This is a genomic window from Saccharomonospora azurea NA-128, assembly GCF_000231055.2.
Classification (GTDB): domain Bacteria; phylum Actinomycetota; class Actinomycetes; order Mycobacteriales; family Pseudonocardiaceae; genus Saccharomonospora; species Saccharomonospora azurea.
The window spans coordinates 756446-769895 of record NZ_CM001466.1 but is presented as its reverse complement, the minus strand read 5'-3'; the positions used below and the strand labels follow the sequence as shown (position 1 = coordinate 769895).

The window sequence follows — 13450 nt, the reverse complement described above, 5'->3', positions numbered from 1 at the left end:
CTTCACCTTCGCTGGCCTTCGCCCCGTCGTCGGCGACGACCGGCCACCGCACCCACAGCACCCGCTCGACGCCGGCCCTAGTAGCCGACGGCGATGTGCCGCCGGCCGCCCGCCTGCTCGATCTCGTCGAGTACGGCCGCCGCCAGGTCCTCCGCGGAGATCCGCGACGTCCCGTCCGGGGCGACGACGAGGGTGTCCGTGCCGCGGCGGTAATGCCCGGTACGGACACCGGGCTCCAGCAGGGCCGCGGGGCTCACGTAGACGCAGTCGGCGGGATGGGCCTGGCAGAGCCGGAACTGCTCGACACTCGTGACGGCCGCGGCGCGCCACTCGGGTGCGACGTAGCGCGGATCGTCGACGACGAGCAGGTCGCCGCGGCCCGGACTGCGCAAGGGACCCGTTCCGCCCACCACGACGACGCGCGTGCGAGTCGTGGCCGCGACATCGAGCAGCGCCGTCGTCGTCGCCGACGGCTCCTCACCTCGCCGTGGCCTGATGGCGCACACGACCGTGTCGGCGGCGGCGAAGAGCGAGGTCATGCGGCCGACGTCGGTGACGTCCGCGCGCACGGCCGTGACCGAGGGCGGCATGGAGCCGCCGTTGCGGGAGACGGCGGTGACCTCGTGGCCACGGGCGAGCGCCTCGCCGACCACCCGCGAGCCGGCCATGCCGGTGGCGCCGATGACGAGCAGTTTCACGAATCGATCCTTTCCTTCGGATTCCGGCTGGGGACGGCGCGGGGGCGTGGCGTCCACTGCCCGGCGGTGACGGCCACGAGGGAGAGGGCGAAGCCCGCGAGCTGGACCGGTCCCAACGTCTGGCCGAGCACCAGGACGCCGAGCAGCGCGGCGACGGTCGGGGAGAGCGGGCTCAGCAGCGCGACCGAGGTGACGGGCAGGGTGGCGAGTCCGCGGAACCACAGCACGTAGGCGAGAAGTCCGCCGATCAGGCCCAACCACAGGTAACCGAGCACGGCGGGGCCGTCGACGGTCGGCGGTGTGCCTTCGACGAGGAGGGTGAGCGGGAGGAGGAACAGACCACCGGAGGTGAGCAGCCACGAGGCGAACGCGGTGGGTCCGACGCCGTCCGGCCGCCCCCACCGTTTGGTGAGGATGACGCCGAACGCCATGCTGACGGCGCTGCCCAGCGCCGCGAGCACTCCGACGAGGTCGAACGCCACCGAGGCAGGGCGCAACACCACCAACGCCACGCCGAGGACACCGGCGATCGCCCACGTGCACCGCCACGCGGACGGGCGTTCCCGCAGCAGCAGCACGGCCAGGCCCACGACGACGACCGGTTGGGTCGCGGCCAGCGTGGCGGCCACGCCGCCGGGCAGCCGCTCGGCCGCGACGAAGAGCAGTGGGAAGAACAGGCCGATGTTCAGGACGCCGAGCACCGCCACGCGCGCCCGCCACACGCCGCGCGGGAGGGCGCGGGTCAGCGCGATCCCGAGGAGCCCGGCGGGCAGGGCGCGCAGGAGCGCGGCGAAGAGCGGATGACCGGCGGGCAACAGTTCGGTGGTCACGACGTAGGTCGTGCCCCACACCGCGGGCGCGAGCGCCGTGGCCAGAAGGCGGCCGGCCTGAGCGGTGGCCGCGTTCGACGGTGAGCGGGTCGTCATGACGGCCAGTCTTCGCCGGGCCGATCAATGAGTCCAACACATGATTTTCATCCCATCGATGATGACCGATCATGGATCGGTGGAGTTGCAGCAGCTGCGTTACGTACTGGCCGTGGCCGAGACGAAGAGTTTCACCAGAGCCGCCGAGCGGTGTCTGGTCGTCCAGTCGGCGTTGAGTCACCAGATCGCGCGCCTGGAGCGGGAACTGGGTGCCCGGTTGTTCGACCGGACCAGTCGTCGAGTTCAGCTCACCGCCGCGGGCGAGGCGTTCCTGCCGGCGGCGAGGCAGTGCCTGGAAGCCGCCGAACGCGCGGTCGCCGACGTCGCCGCGGCGCTCGGCGAGGTGCGTGGGCGACTCAGACTGGGGGTGATCCCCACGGTCGCGGCCGTCGACCTGCCGTCGGTCCTGCGGGAGTTCCGCCTGCGCCATCCGCAGGTCCACGTCGTTCTGCGGGTGGGAAGCAGTCGCGAACTCGTCGAACAGGTGAAGCGCGGCGAGCTCGACCTCGCGTTCCTCGGGCTTCCGGCCACGGTCGAACCGCGGGGCGTCCGCGTACACGAGTTCGTTCGTGACCGGCACGTCGCGGTGGTGGCTCCCGACCACCCGCTGGCCGGAGCGAACGAGGTCGCACTGAGCACGCTCGCGTCGGAGGTCTTCGTCGACTTCCCGCTCGGATCGGCGGGGCGTGCGCAGTCCGATCTGGCCTTCGAGGCCGCGGGTGTCGACCGTGAGGTCGCGCTCGAGGTCGGTGCGGTCGACATCATGGTGCGGCTCGTGCAGCAGCGCCTCGGCGTGGCGATGCTGCCGTCGGCGTTCGTTCCCGGGCTGAGCGGTGTCGCGACGATTCCGGTGAGCGATGCCCCGCAGCGGGTCGAGTACCTGGTGTGGAGCCGCTCCGATCCCCGGCCCGCCGCCGAAGCGTTCCTGCGACTTCTCGACCTCCCCGTGCGCCGTTGACGCAGCACTTTGCTGGACCGGCAACAAAACTGGCCAGGATTGGCGAGGAGGTCCCACCCTGGAGGCATGACATCGACGCACCGACACGAGTCGGATCCCGATCAGGACACGCGCTCCACCGCCCAGTTCTGGGACGACTTCTACGCCGAGAAGGACACGGTATGGAGCGGCAAGCCCAACGCCCTGCTCGTGCGGCAGGTGGCCGACCTCCCGCCCGGCACCGTCCTCGACCTCGGCTGCGGCGAAGGCGGCGACGCCATCTGGCTCGCGCAACGGGGATGGCGCGTCACGGCCGTGGACGTGTCGGACGTGGCGTTGCGGCGCGGTGCCGCGCACGCGAAGGACGCCGGGGTCGCCGACGCCATCGACTGGCAGCGGCACGATCTCGCCACGTCCCTGCCGGAGGGCACGTTCGACCTGGTTTCCGCGCAGTTCCTGCACTCGCCCGTCGCCGAGGAGGGCGAGCGGGAGACCGTGCTGCGGCGGGCGCTGTCCGCGGTCGCGCCGGGAGGGATCTTGCTCATCGGCAGCCACGCCGGATGGCCGTCGTGGGTGGAGTCGCCGCCGTTCGACCACCGGTTCCCGACCGTGCGCGAGGTCGTGGACGCGTTGGAGCTGCCTGACGGCTGGACCGTGGACGTCGCCGAGGTCGTCGAGACCGAACTGCCCGACCCCGAGGGCAGGCCCGGCCGGCGCCCCGACAGCGTGGTGCGGGTGCGCCGCGACGCGTGATCTCGCGCGCCGCCATTGTCCGCCCTTCTCGCACCGGGTCAAGGGTGTCGGCAAATCTCTGCCGTTGACCTGCTGTTGACGCCGCCCAGCTTCGTACACTCCGGACCCGACATCGGGATTCGGGCAAGACGGACTGGGGTGGGACGGATGTGTGAGTCGTGCGAGGGCGTGGACCTGAACGACCCGGAGCAGCGTGGCGGCGGGGTGTCCAGGCGTGCGCTGCTGGTGGGCACGGGGCTCGGACTCGGGCTCGGCGTGCTGGGCGTCGGACTTCCCGCCGCGCAGGCCGCGACGGCGAAGAACGGGAAGTGGTGCAACCCCGCGCTCGGGTACTTCCCGAACGGCGGCCACTTCGGGGCCCCGCGTGGCGGCGTCTCCCACGCTGGGCAGGACGTCACGAACTCCACCGGCACCGGCGTGTACGCGGCCGCGGCGGGAACGGTGATCCGGCGGCAGTGGGGCGGTGGGCTCACGGGCCGCACCGGCAACGGCATCGTCCTCTCGCACGGCAGCGGCCTCTACACCTACTACGGACATCTCAACGCCTACCGGGTGTCCCTGAACCAGAAAGTGTCGGCCGGGCAGCGCATCGGCGACATGGGGGCCACGGGTAACGTCACCGGCCCCCACCTGCACTTCGAGACCCACAACGGGAGCTTGGGCAGGGTGGTCAACCCGGTGACGTTCATGTCCGGGCGAGGCGTCGACCTCGGCGGTGGATGGCCTGCGCTGGACTCCGGCGCGAGCGGCCAGCGGGTGCGGGCCATCCAGCACCTGCTCAACCAGCGCGGATACGGCCTCGAGGTCGACGGGTGGCTCGGGCCGACCAGCACGAACGCCGTGAAGCGCTTCCAGAGCGCGAGCGGCCTGGTCGCCGATGGCCAGGTGGGGCCGAAGACGTGGCCCAAGCTCGTCTACTCCCTGCAGCGAGGGGCCGGCGGCAACCACGTGAAGGGCCTGCAGACCGCGTTGAACAAGCGCAGTGCGGGGCTGCTGGTCGACGGTGACTTCGGCTCCGTCACCAACACCGCCGTCCGCAACTTCCAGAGCACGAACCGGTTGACCGTGGACGGCGTCGCGGGCCCGATCACCTGGCGCGCGCTCGTCGGCTGACCGCTCGTCGGAGGTGTCCTCACAGGACACCGGAGCCAGGGGCCGTCCCCCCACGGTGGCGGCCCCGCGGCGAATCCGGTTCCGACTTTCGAGGGTTGCCGCCCGCCGGCCGCCTCCGCCAGCCTCACTGCATGGGCACACTACGTCGGGGAATCACCGCAGCAGCGGGACTGCTACTACTCGCCACGGCCGTGCCGGCGGGCGCGGCGCCACACGAGTCCGGTCGTGGTCTGTACGAGGTGCGCGGGACGGACAGCGCCGAACGGACCACCATCGCGCAGGCCGGTGTCGACGTGTGGGGGACGCACGACGGCACCCTGACCTTCGCCGCGGAGCCCGCGCAGGCGCAGGCGTTGCGCGGTCGGGGACTCGACGTCGAGAAGGTCGGCGACGTCGACGAGTTGCTGGTCGAGCGCAGCCCGGGTGTCCGCGCTGCGGCCGACGAGTTCCCCGCCGGGGACGAGGGCTACCACACCTACGGCGAGCTCACCGAGGTGCTGGAGCAGGCGGTGGCCGACCACGGCGACATCGCCTCGCTGTCGAGCGTGGGCGACTCGCACGAGGGGCGCGCGCTGCACCTGATCAAGATCAGCGACAACGTGGCGCAGGACGAGGACGAGCCCGAAGTGCTGTTCACGTGCAACCAGCACGCCCGGGAGCACCTGACCACGGAGATGTGCCTGCGCATCGTCGAACGCTTCACCGACGAGTACGGCAGCGACCCGACGGTCACCGAGCTGGTCGACAGCCGCGAGATCTACGTGATCCCGACGGTCAACCCGGACGGCGCGGAGTACGACATCGAGGGCGGCCGCTACAAGGGCTGGCGCAAGAACCGGCAGGACAGCGGCACCGACCTCAACCGCAACTGGGGCTATGAGTGGGGTTGCTGCGGCGGCTCCAGCGGATCGCCGTCGAGCGAGACCTACCGGGGCCCGTCGGCGTTCTCGGCGCCCGAGACGACGGCCGTCGCGTCGTTCGTCGACTCCCGGGTCGTCGGTGGCGCCCAGCAGATCACGGCGCACATCGACTTCCACTCCTACTCCGAGCTGGTGCTCTGGCCCTACGGCTACACCTACGACGACTCGAACGACACGATGTCGCCCGAGGAGGCGAAGCGTTTCCAGGAGGTCGGCGAGGCACTCGCGGCGAGCAACGGCTACACGCCGCAGCAGTCCAGCGACCTCTACATCACCGACGGCTCGATCAACGACTGGATGTGGGCCGAGCACGGCATCCTCAGTCTGACCTTCGAGATGTACCCGGCCGGTGGTGGTGGTCTGGACGGGTTCTACCCGCCCGACGAGCGCATCGAGCCCGAGACGCAGCGCAACGACGAGGCGGTGGAGATCCTGCTCACCGAGGCGGGTAACCAGGCCTGAGTCGACGGGTTCCGGGGCGGTGGCGAGCGCGATGCCACCGCCCCGGAACCCACCATGCGGCGTAGTGAGCGGTCGAGTCGCGGATCGTCCGCCCGCAGCTCCGATTCCAGCTGCTTGAGACTGTTCAGTCTCTCCTCGTTCAGCGACATTCGATCACCCGAGGACAAGGCACGTTACCGACCTGTGATCACAATGGTCGTCGTCACAGCGCCGCTGTGTTCCCGTTCGCTTTCGACGAGCGCCGAGAGTGCGGGCCGCGGAAATCGTGAACGACTGAATTCGCAGCGTGAATCGTGATTCGGACGGTGCCGTTCACGCAAGCGTCGAACGCGCGTTCACTCCGACTGGCGGTAGCGGGCGAGGTAGCGTTCCCGGACGTCGGCCTCGGCCTCGGCCCTGGCGGCGGCACGCAGTCGCCTGCCCGCGCCGTAGCTGTAGCCGTGCTTGGTGAGGCGATGCTCGACGTTCTCCTCGGCGAAGGCGAACGAGTAGAAGTAGCCCACGAGTACTGCCAGGAGGACGAGGCAGAGGCGCAGCCAGAGCGGGCCGGGCAGGAGGAGCCACAGGGCGCTCAGTGGGCCGACGAGGAAGGTCGTGCGCGCTCCGTGCCGCCAGAGCCAGGTCTTGCTCGTGACGTCGTGCAGCACCCATTCCCGGTACCGGTCGGGGAGTCGCCCGCCGAGGGCGTACCACAACCACAGATGCGGGCTGGGACGGCGAAGCTGACCTGCCATGTCAGCACCCTAACATTTAGTGCACTAAGTGATTGGGATGGTGTCCGGTTCGCCGGATCCCCACCTGCGGAAACCCCGGTGGGGAGCGGATCGGGGCCGACGCCCGCAGACCGCACGTTCCCGCGGGTCCGATCGTAGTGACCGGCCATCCGGGTCCGTCCCACGTTCGGCCCGAGGGCGGCCGACGTCCGGTCACCAGGCACTGCCCTCAAGTCCGTCGTCGATCGAAGGTCTCTCGGGCCACCAGTAACGGCAGCGCCAACAGATGCGGGCGAGGTACTCACGCACCAGCTGCGTGTCGTCGGGTGTGGTGATGTCTTTCGGGATGCGCACCCATCTGGTGCGCACCCACCGGCACTGGCATTTGGGGCAGCGGCGGCGCAGGTCGAACACCGGGATCGGGCCCTGCACCGCCGTGAACCGCCACGGCTGCCTCAGCACTGCACACCTGAGCGCCGGAGGTCATGCCGCTTGCTCCCACAGGTGCGGTGATCGCCGGGTGTGCACGGGATCGACACCGTGTCCTGATCGTCGGCGGGCGACAGCCATCCGTGCTCCGTGTTGTTCGCGGTCGTCCATTGCTGCTGCTGGAGCGCGATCACTGCCCGCTCACGCGACCTCGACGGCAGCGGAGTCGGCGAACCGGCTTCCCGGCCGGTGAGTCGGTGGTGGCTCATGCGAGGTCTCCTTGCCCGTGGGCATCTATGTCGGTCATGGGTTCGGTGTCGCCGGACCCGGCATCTCTGGCGGGCTCGTTCGGTTCATCGGCGCCGGTGCCGGTTTCGTCGCAATCGGGACTTTGCGAAACGGTCACAAAACGGACCTTTTTGATCACGGCGCCGTCGCGGCCGCATCCGCACCTCCTCTTTTGCATTCGCATACAGTGCGATTCACCCGCCGTGGGACACCGGTCCCGAGGCACCCGCAGGGACGTGTCCCCCGTCTGTCCCACGGCGCTCGTGTTCATGCTGGTCAAGATCCTGCCGAAGTTAGGATGGTGTGATGCAGATCGACCTGGGAGAGGATCCGCTGGCGCTCGACCGGCAGGTGTGTTTCGCGCTCTCGGTCGCCTCCCGCAGCGTCATCGGGTTGTACCGTCCGCTGCTCAAGCCGTACGGGCTGACGCACCCGCAGTACCTGGTGTTGCTGGCGTTGTGGGAGCACGCGCCGAGGAGCATGAAGTCGCTCAGCGAGCTCCTGTGCGCGGAGCCCGCGACGCTGTCGCCGCTGCTGAAGCGGCTCGAAGCGCTGGGGTACGTCAGCCGACGGCGTGACCGCGCGGACGAACGCTCGCTGTCCGTCGACCTGACCGAGGCCGGTCGAGCGTTGCGTGCCGAGGCGGAGAAGATCCCGTACCAGGTCGTCGAGCGACTGGGGATGGAGGTCCGCGAACTGGAGGAGCTGCACGGGATGCTCGGCAAGGTCATCGCGGCGACCCGGCCGGCCGATCCGGCGTGAGCCGGGCGGCGGCGCCTCGATCACCTGGCGCCGGAAGCTCTGCGGGCGCCCGCGCTCGGTTCTAGTCTCGATGAGAGACCATCTGGGAAGGAGCGCGCGATGGTGTCCCGGCTCAACCCGTATCTCAACTTCTCCGGCAACGCCCGCGAGGCGATGGAGTTCTACCAGAGCGTGTTCGGCGGTGACCTCACCGTGAACACGTTCGGCCAGTACGGTGCGGATGACTCCCCGGACGCCGACAAGGTCATGCACGCCGAGCTCGAGACCGACAGAGGCTTCACCCTCATGGGCGCCGACGTGTCGTCGGGGGAGAGCTACACGCCGGGCACCAACGTCAGTGTCAGCGTCAGCGGCGACGACCTCGAGACCCTGCGCGGGTACTGGTCGAAGCTCGCGGAGGGCGCGACCGTTCTCGTCCCGTTGGAGAAGCAGATGTGGGGCGACGAGTTCGGCATGTGCGTCGACCGATTCGGCATCCAGTGGTTGGTCGACATCGGACTCCCCGCGGCCTGACAGCTTCCGATTCGCTCCACTGTGGACGCAGATGCCGCGCTACCGGCCGCTCACGTCCGGTTCGGACGGGCCTCGGCGGCGAGTCGGGCCAACCTGCCGAGATCCCGCCGTAGTTCGTGCAGGTCCTCGTACACCGCGCGGGCGCCGTGCTCGGTGAGTTCGTCGACCCCGAACCCGCCGGTGCGCACGCCCACCGCGGGAATACCGAGCTTGCCCGCCGCGTCGCAGTCCCACACCGAGTCGCCGACCGCGAGCGCGTGCGTGGTCCCGGCTCGTTCCCAGGCGGCTTCCAGCAACTCGGGATGCGGCTTGGTCGCCGACACGTCGGCGGAGCTCGTCCACGCGCTCGCGCGCTCCCGGCCACCGATGAGGTCGAGATAGTGGTCGACGTGGTCGGGCTTGCCGGAGCTCGCGAGCACGACCCGAAATCCCTCGGCCCCGGCGGCGTCGAGTAGCTCGACGGCGCCGTCGAAGGGGCGGATCTCGGGCATCAGCCGGTCGGCCTCCGCCTTCCACAGTTCGCGGACGCGGTCGCCGTGGGACCGCTCGACCTCGTCACCGGCGACTGCGGCGACGAGCTGGTCCCCGCCCATGCCGATGGCCCGGTGCAGACGCCACACGGGCACGGCCACCCCGACCTCCCGGAAGGCGCGATACCACGCGAGAGCGTGATGGTAGGTCGTGTCGACCAGCGTTCCGTCCACGTCGAGGATGAGGGCCGTGTCCATGCGATCAGGTTTGCCCGGCGCGGGCCGGGCCAACCCTCACCTCGTCACGAGCGGTGCGCGACGCCCAGGTCCGCCCCCTTCGGTTCCTTGATCGCGGTGGCCCCGCCGAACGACACCACGCACAGCACCATGATGTAGACGCCGACCGAACCGGACCAGCCGGTGTTCTGCATCAGCAGTTCCGCGATGGTCGGGGCGAACGCCCCACCGAGGATCGCGCCGAGCGCGTAACCGATCGACACTCCCGAGTACCGCACCGACACGGGGAACAGCTCCGCGTACAGCGCCGACATCGGTCCGTACGACAAGCCGAGGCCGATGGTGAGGACGAAGATCGCCAAGCTGAACACGACGATGTTGCCGAGGTCGATGAGCAGGAACATCGGCACCATCCACACGAACACCCACGCGTAGCCGATCTGGAACGTCCTCACGCGACCGATGCGGTCGGACAGTGCCCCTCCGTAGAGCGTGAACACCAGCCAGCCGACCGACGCGAACACCGTGGCGAGGAGGACCGACGGCCTGGGTAGTCCCAACACGGCCGTGCCGTAGGAGATGAAGTAGGCGATGACGAGGTAGCCGGCGGCGTTGTTGGCGACGAAAACCAGCGCCGTGAGCAGAACCTCCTTCGCGTTGCGGCGGAACAGGTCCCGCAGTGGTGCCGAGGACTCCTGCTTGCGTGCGAGCATCTCCTTGAACACCGGGCTTTCCTCGACCGCGCGGCGGATGAGGTAGCCGATCGCCACTAGCAGCACGGACAGCAGGAACGGCACGCGCCAACCCCACGCCTCGAACTGCTCCGGGGTCGTCACCGTCGTCATCAGCCACAGCACGCCCGTGGCGAGGATCAGCCCGATCGGGACACCGATCTGCGGGTACGCGCCGAAGAGGCCACGTCGGTGCACCGGGGCGTGCTCCACCGACATCAGGGCCGCACCGCCCCACTCGCCGCCCGCGGAGAAGCCCTGCACGATCCGCAACAGCATCAGCGCCACGGGGGCGGCGACGCCGATGTCGCCGTACGTGGGCAGCAGCCCGATGAGCGCGGTGGCAGCCCCCATCGTCACGAGGGTGAACACCAGCATCTTCTTGCGCCCCAACCGGTCGCCGAACCGGCCGGCGACGATCGCACCGAGGGGGCGGAACAGGAAGCTGATGCCGATGGTGGCCAGTGACAGCACCGTGGCGAGGCCGGGGGAGTCGTCGCTGACGGGGGCGAAGAAGAGAGGAGCCAGGACCAGGCTGGCGGCCTGGGCGTAGATGAAGAAGTCGTACCACTCGATCGACGTGCCGGCAAGCGTGCTGAGCAGCACTCGGCGTTCCTCAGTCGACAGTGGTGGCCGGTCGGACGCCGATGTCGAAGCGGCCATGGGAACTCCGTTCGGGGGGACGGAACAAGTGGGCAGATACTAGGCACACGCCGCGCCGTGCGTCAGCCCCCGAAACCGACCCGGGCGCGGTCTTCCGTTCCGCCGGTTCGCGATCTAGTCTCGACAACCGAATGATCAAGACGTTAACCATCGGAGGTGGCGTCGTGGGCCGGAAGGCGTTCGCCTCGTCCGCGGATCTGGACGACAAGGAACAGACGCTGGAGGTGTTGGCCGACGGCGTCTACGCGCTCACCGCTGAGGGCGACCCCAACGTCGGCGCGATCGAGGGCGAGGACTTCCTCGTCTGCTTCGAGGCCATGGCCACCCCGGTGGCCGCCCGCGAGTGGCTCGCGAAGCTCCGGGAACACACCGACAAACCCGTGCGCTACCTGGTGTTGTCGCACTACCACGCGGTGCGGGTACTCGGCGCGGCGGCCTTCGATGCCGAGGTGATCGTCGCCCACGAGAACACCCGGGCGCTGGTGGCCGAGCGCGGACTGGAGGACTGGGAGAGCGAGTTCGCGCGGATGCCGCGGCTGGCCAAGGCCGCGGACACGGTGCCGGGGCTGACCTGGCCGACGCTGACCTTCTCCGACCGCCTCACGATCGACCTCGGCGGCGACCGGGGTGATCTCGTGCTGCAGCACTGCGGTCGCGGGCACACCGAGGGCGACATCGTCGCGTGGTTGCCGAAGCACCGCATCCTGTTCGCGGGCGATCTGGTGGAGGCCGAGGCCGCGCTGTACACGGGCGACGCCTTCCATCGCGACTGGGCGTCCTCGACGCTGGACCGGATCAAGGCGTTCGGTGCGGAGGCCCTGGTCGGAGGCCGGGGCGCGGTGAGTCACGGCAGGGACGCCGTCGACGCCGCCGTCGAGCAGACCCGCGACTTCCTGCGGATCATGATCCGCGAGGTTGGCGCGGTGCACCACGGCGGCGGCACCCTGAAGGAAGCGTTCGAACGCACGCGTGCGGCGCTGGCCCCGCGCTACGGCCGGTGGCCGATCTTCGAGCACTGCCTGCCCTTCGACGTGTCCCGGCTCTGGGACGAGCTGTCCGGGATCGAACGGCCGGTGATCTGGACGGCCGAACGCGACCGTGAGGTGTGGGCCCTGCTGCAGGACTGAGCCGACGGAGGCGATGACCCGTGCGAGACCGCAGCGTGGCGGTGATCGGCAACGGACCGGTGGGGCAGACGACGGCGCTGCTGCTCGCGCGCCGAGGTGTGCCCGTCGTGTTGCTGGACGGGCGACCCGCCCGGGACAAGGTCGGGTCCAAGGCCATCTGCCAGCAGCGCGACGTCCTCGACGTGTGGGAGTCGGTGGGCGCCGGGCGTCGCATCGCGGCCGAAGGCGTGACGTGGGCGACCGCGCGGACGTTCCACCGCGACACCGAGCTGTTCGCCCTCACCCTCGACGATGCGGGCACATCCGTGTTCCCTCCGTTCGTCAACATCTCGCAGGCGCGCGTCGAGGAAATTTTGGACGAGCGGATCGCGGCGCAGCCGCTGATCGACGTGCGGTGGGGTCACCGCGTCGTGGACGTCGAGCAGGACGACACCGGTGTCCGGCTCGGCACCGACACGGGCGAGCGCGTCGCCGCCGACTACGCGGTCGCGTGCACGGGCGCGCACTGCGAGGACCTGCACCGCACGCTGGGTGTCGCGTTCGAGGGGCACTCGTTCGACGACCGGTTCCTCATCTGCGACATCCGCGCCGACCTCCCCGGCTGGGCCCGGGAACGCCGCTTCTGGTTCGACCCGGTGTGGAACCCCGGTCGGCAGGTCCTCATCCACCCGTGTCCGGACTCCCTCTTCCGCATCGACTGGCAGGTGCCCGGCGACTACGACCTCGCCGAGGAGGTGCGCAGCGGTGCGCTCGACAGGCGCATCCGGGCGATCGTGGGGGACGCGGACTACGAGATCGTCTGGAAGTCGGTGTACCGGTTCCACTCGCGGGTGGCCGACCGGCTGCGCGTGGGCCGGGTCCTGCTGGCCGGTGACTGCGCTCACCTGATGTCGCCGTTCGGCGCGCGCGGGCTGAACTCGGGCGTGGGCGACGCGGAGAACGCCGCCTGGAAGCTCGCGTACGTGCTGCGGGGCTGGGCGGGCGAGGCACTGCTCGACACCTACCACGCCGAGCGGCACGCGGCGGCCGTCGAGAACCTCGACGTCACCACCGCCACGATGGACTTCCTCGTCCCGCACGACGACGACCAGCGGGCGCGGCGCGAGTCGGTGTTGACCGGGGCGGCCACCGACCCCGCCCTGCGGGCGCAGGTGGACTCCGGGCGGTTCTCCGAACCGTTCTGGTACGTGCGCTCGCCTCTCACCACGCCCGACCCGACCCGGCCGTTCGCGGGCCGCCCACCGCGAGGCACGGTGCCCCCGCCGGGGCCGGGCATCCTCACCCCCGATGTTCCTCTGGGGGAGTCCTCGCGGCTGCGCGAACTGCTGCGCGACGGGTTCTGCGTGCTCGCCGCCCCGGGGGCCGAGCCGCCCGACGTGTCGACGGTGCCGTGGCCGGTGCGTGTGCTGCGGCTCTCCGAGGCCGACCACGACGGCGGCATCGCCCGGGCGCTGGGCATGCGTCCGGGCGAACTGTGGTTGGTCCGGCCCGACGCCTACGTGGCCGCGGTCGTGACCGAGCCCACCGCGCTCGTGGAGGCGCTGCGGCGCGCGGTCGCCGGGGTGCCCGCGCCGCGACCACGGCGGGTGCCGCGGACGTCACCGCACGCGTGACCACATCGTGAGAGCACGGTCCGGAGCGAACTAGTCTCGCCTTTCGGCCAGATCGTGGGTCTCACGTAACGGGAGCGTCCGTGTCCGATTCGTCC

General features: G+C 70.2%; 16 protein-coding genes. 8 read left to right on the top strand and 8 right to left on the bottom strand.

Going from position 1 to position 13450, the window contains the following annotated elements; all coding sequences use genetic code 11:
- Positions 1-77: 77 nt before the first annotated feature.
- On the bottom strand, positions 78-698 hold the full coding sequence (locus tag SACAZDRAFT_RS03670) for an NAD(P)-dependent oxidoreductase (RefSeq protein WP_005438817.1): 621 nt from the start codon (positions 696-698) through the stop codon (positions 78-80).
- Entirely contained in the window at positions 695-1624 is a 930-nt protein-coding gene (locus SACAZDRAFT_RS03665) for an EamA family transporter (RefSeq protein WP_005438814.1), read from the bottom strand. The genes SACAZDRAFT_RS03670 and SACAZDRAFT_RS03665 overlap by 4 nt, the downstream gene beginning before the upstream one ends.
- A 79-nt stretch (positions 1625-1703) precedes the next feature.
- Here SACAZDRAFT_RS03665 and SACAZDRAFT_RS03660 point away from each other — a divergent pair, with 79 nt between their 5' ends.
- The 4 genes from SACAZDRAFT_RS03660 to SACAZDRAFT_RS03645 all read left to right on the top strand — a co-directional run bounded on the left by SACAZDRAFT_RS03660 (position 1704) and on the right by SACAZDRAFT_RS03645 (position 5809).
- On the top strand, positions 1704-2582 hold the full coding sequence (locus SACAZDRAFT_RS03660) for a LysR substrate-binding domain-containing protein (RefSeq protein ID WP_005448251.1): 879 nt from the start codon (positions 1704-1706) through the stop codon (positions 2580-2582).
- 66 nt (positions 2583-2648) lie between these two features.
- Positions 2649-3314 carry an SAM-dependent methyltransferase gene (locus SACAZDRAFT_RS03655; protein ID WP_005438809.1) on the top strand — a complete coding sequence of 222 codons (666 nt, stop codon included), beginning with the start codon at positions 2649-2651 and terminating at the stop codon, positions 3312-3314.
- 147 nt (positions 3315-3461) lie between these two features.
- Positions 3462-4427, top strand: coding sequence for a peptidoglycan-binding protein (locus SACAZDRAFT_RS03650; protein ID WP_005438807.1), 966 nt, complete (start codon positions 3462-3464; stop codon positions 4425-4427).
- Between the two features lie 131 nt (positions 4428-4558).
- Positions 4559-5809, top strand: a complete 1251-nt coding sequence (locus SACAZDRAFT_RS03645) for a M14 family metallopeptidase (protein ID WP_005438806.1) — start codon at positions 4559-4561, stop codon at positions 5807-5809.
- On the opposite strand, the gene SACAZDRAFT_RS22310 is transcribed toward SACAZDRAFT_RS03645, so the two are convergent.
- The 4 genes from SACAZDRAFT_RS22310 to SACAZDRAFT_RS03630 form a co-directional block, all read right to left on the bottom strand.
- Positions 5719-5958 (bottom strand): DUF3040 domain-containing protein, encoded by a 240-nt coding sequence (locus SACAZDRAFT_RS22310; protein WP_082245289.1) that lies wholly within the window; start codon positions 5956-5958, stop codon positions 5719-5721. The two genes, SACAZDRAFT_RS03645 and SACAZDRAFT_RS22310, sit on opposite strands and share 91 nt — an antisense overlap.
- Before the next feature lie 186 nt (positions 5959-6144).
- Positions 6145-6543 carry a DUF5313 family protein gene (locus SACAZDRAFT_RS03640; protein WP_005438805.1) on the bottom strand — a complete coding sequence of 133 codons (399 nt, stop codon included), beginning with the start codon at positions 6541-6543 and terminating at the stop codon, positions 6145-6147.
- A 192-nt stretch (positions 6544-6735) separates the two neighbouring features.
- The gene (locus tag SACAZDRAFT_RS03635; protein ID WP_005438804.1) at positions 6736-6984 is read right to left on the bottom strand and encodes a hypothetical protein; all 249 of its coding nucleotides are present in this window, start codon (positions 6982-6984) and stop codon (positions 6736-6738) included.
- Positions 6978-7220: a hypothetical protein gene (locus SACAZDRAFT_RS03630; RefSeq protein ID WP_005438803.1), complete on the bottom strand. Its 243-nt coding sequence runs from the start codon at positions 7218-7220 to the stop codon at positions 6978-6980. The genes SACAZDRAFT_RS03635 and SACAZDRAFT_RS03630 overlap by 7 nt, the downstream gene beginning before the upstream one ends.
- Positions 7221-7545: 325 nt before the next feature.
- On the opposite strand from SACAZDRAFT_RS03630, the gene SACAZDRAFT_RS03625 reads away from it, so the two are divergent.
- Both SACAZDRAFT_RS03625 and SACAZDRAFT_RS03620 read left to right on the top strand, forming a co-directional pair.
- Positions 7546-8001, top strand: a complete 456-nt coding sequence (locus SACAZDRAFT_RS03625) for a MarR family winged helix-turn-helix transcriptional regulator (RefSeq protein ID WP_005438801.1) — start codon at positions 7546-7548, stop codon at positions 7999-8001.
- 99 nt (positions 8002-8100) lie between these two features.
- Positions 8101-8514 (top strand): VOC family protein, encoded by a 414-nt coding sequence (locus SACAZDRAFT_RS03620; RefSeq protein ID WP_005438800.1) that lies wholly within the window; start codon positions 8101-8103, stop codon positions 8512-8514.
- Between the two features lie 50 nt (positions 8515-8564).
- Here SACAZDRAFT_RS03620 and SACAZDRAFT_RS03615 read toward each other — a convergent pair whose 3' ends face one another.
- Positions 8565-9242 carry an HAD family hydrolase gene (locus tag SACAZDRAFT_RS03615; RefSeq protein WP_005438799.1) on the bottom strand — a complete coding sequence of 226 codons (678 nt, stop codon included), beginning with the start codon at positions 9240-9242 and terminating at the stop codon, positions 8565-8567.
- A gap of 44 nt (positions 9243-9286) precedes the next feature.
- Positions 9287-10615: an MFS transporter gene (locus SACAZDRAFT_RS03610; protein ID WP_005438797.1), complete on the bottom strand. Its 1329-nt coding sequence runs from the start codon at positions 10613-10615 to the stop codon at positions 9287-9289.
- Between the two features lie 164 nt (positions 10616-10779).
- Between SACAZDRAFT_RS03610 and SACAZDRAFT_RS03605 the strand changes: the two genes are divergently transcribed.
- On the top strand, positions 10780-11742 hold the full coding sequence (locus SACAZDRAFT_RS03605; RefSeq protein ID WP_037294962.1) for an MBL fold metallo-hydrolase: 963 nt from the start codon (positions 10780-10782) through the stop codon (positions 11740-11742).
- A gap of 20 nt (positions 11743-11762) precedes the next feature.
- On the top strand, positions 11763-13355 hold the full coding sequence (locus SACAZDRAFT_RS03600; RefSeq protein ID WP_005438793.1) for an FAD-dependent monooxygenase: 1593 nt from the start codon (positions 11763-11765) through the stop codon (positions 13353-13355).
- The last annotated feature ends 95 nt before the right edge of the window (positions 13356-13450 follow it).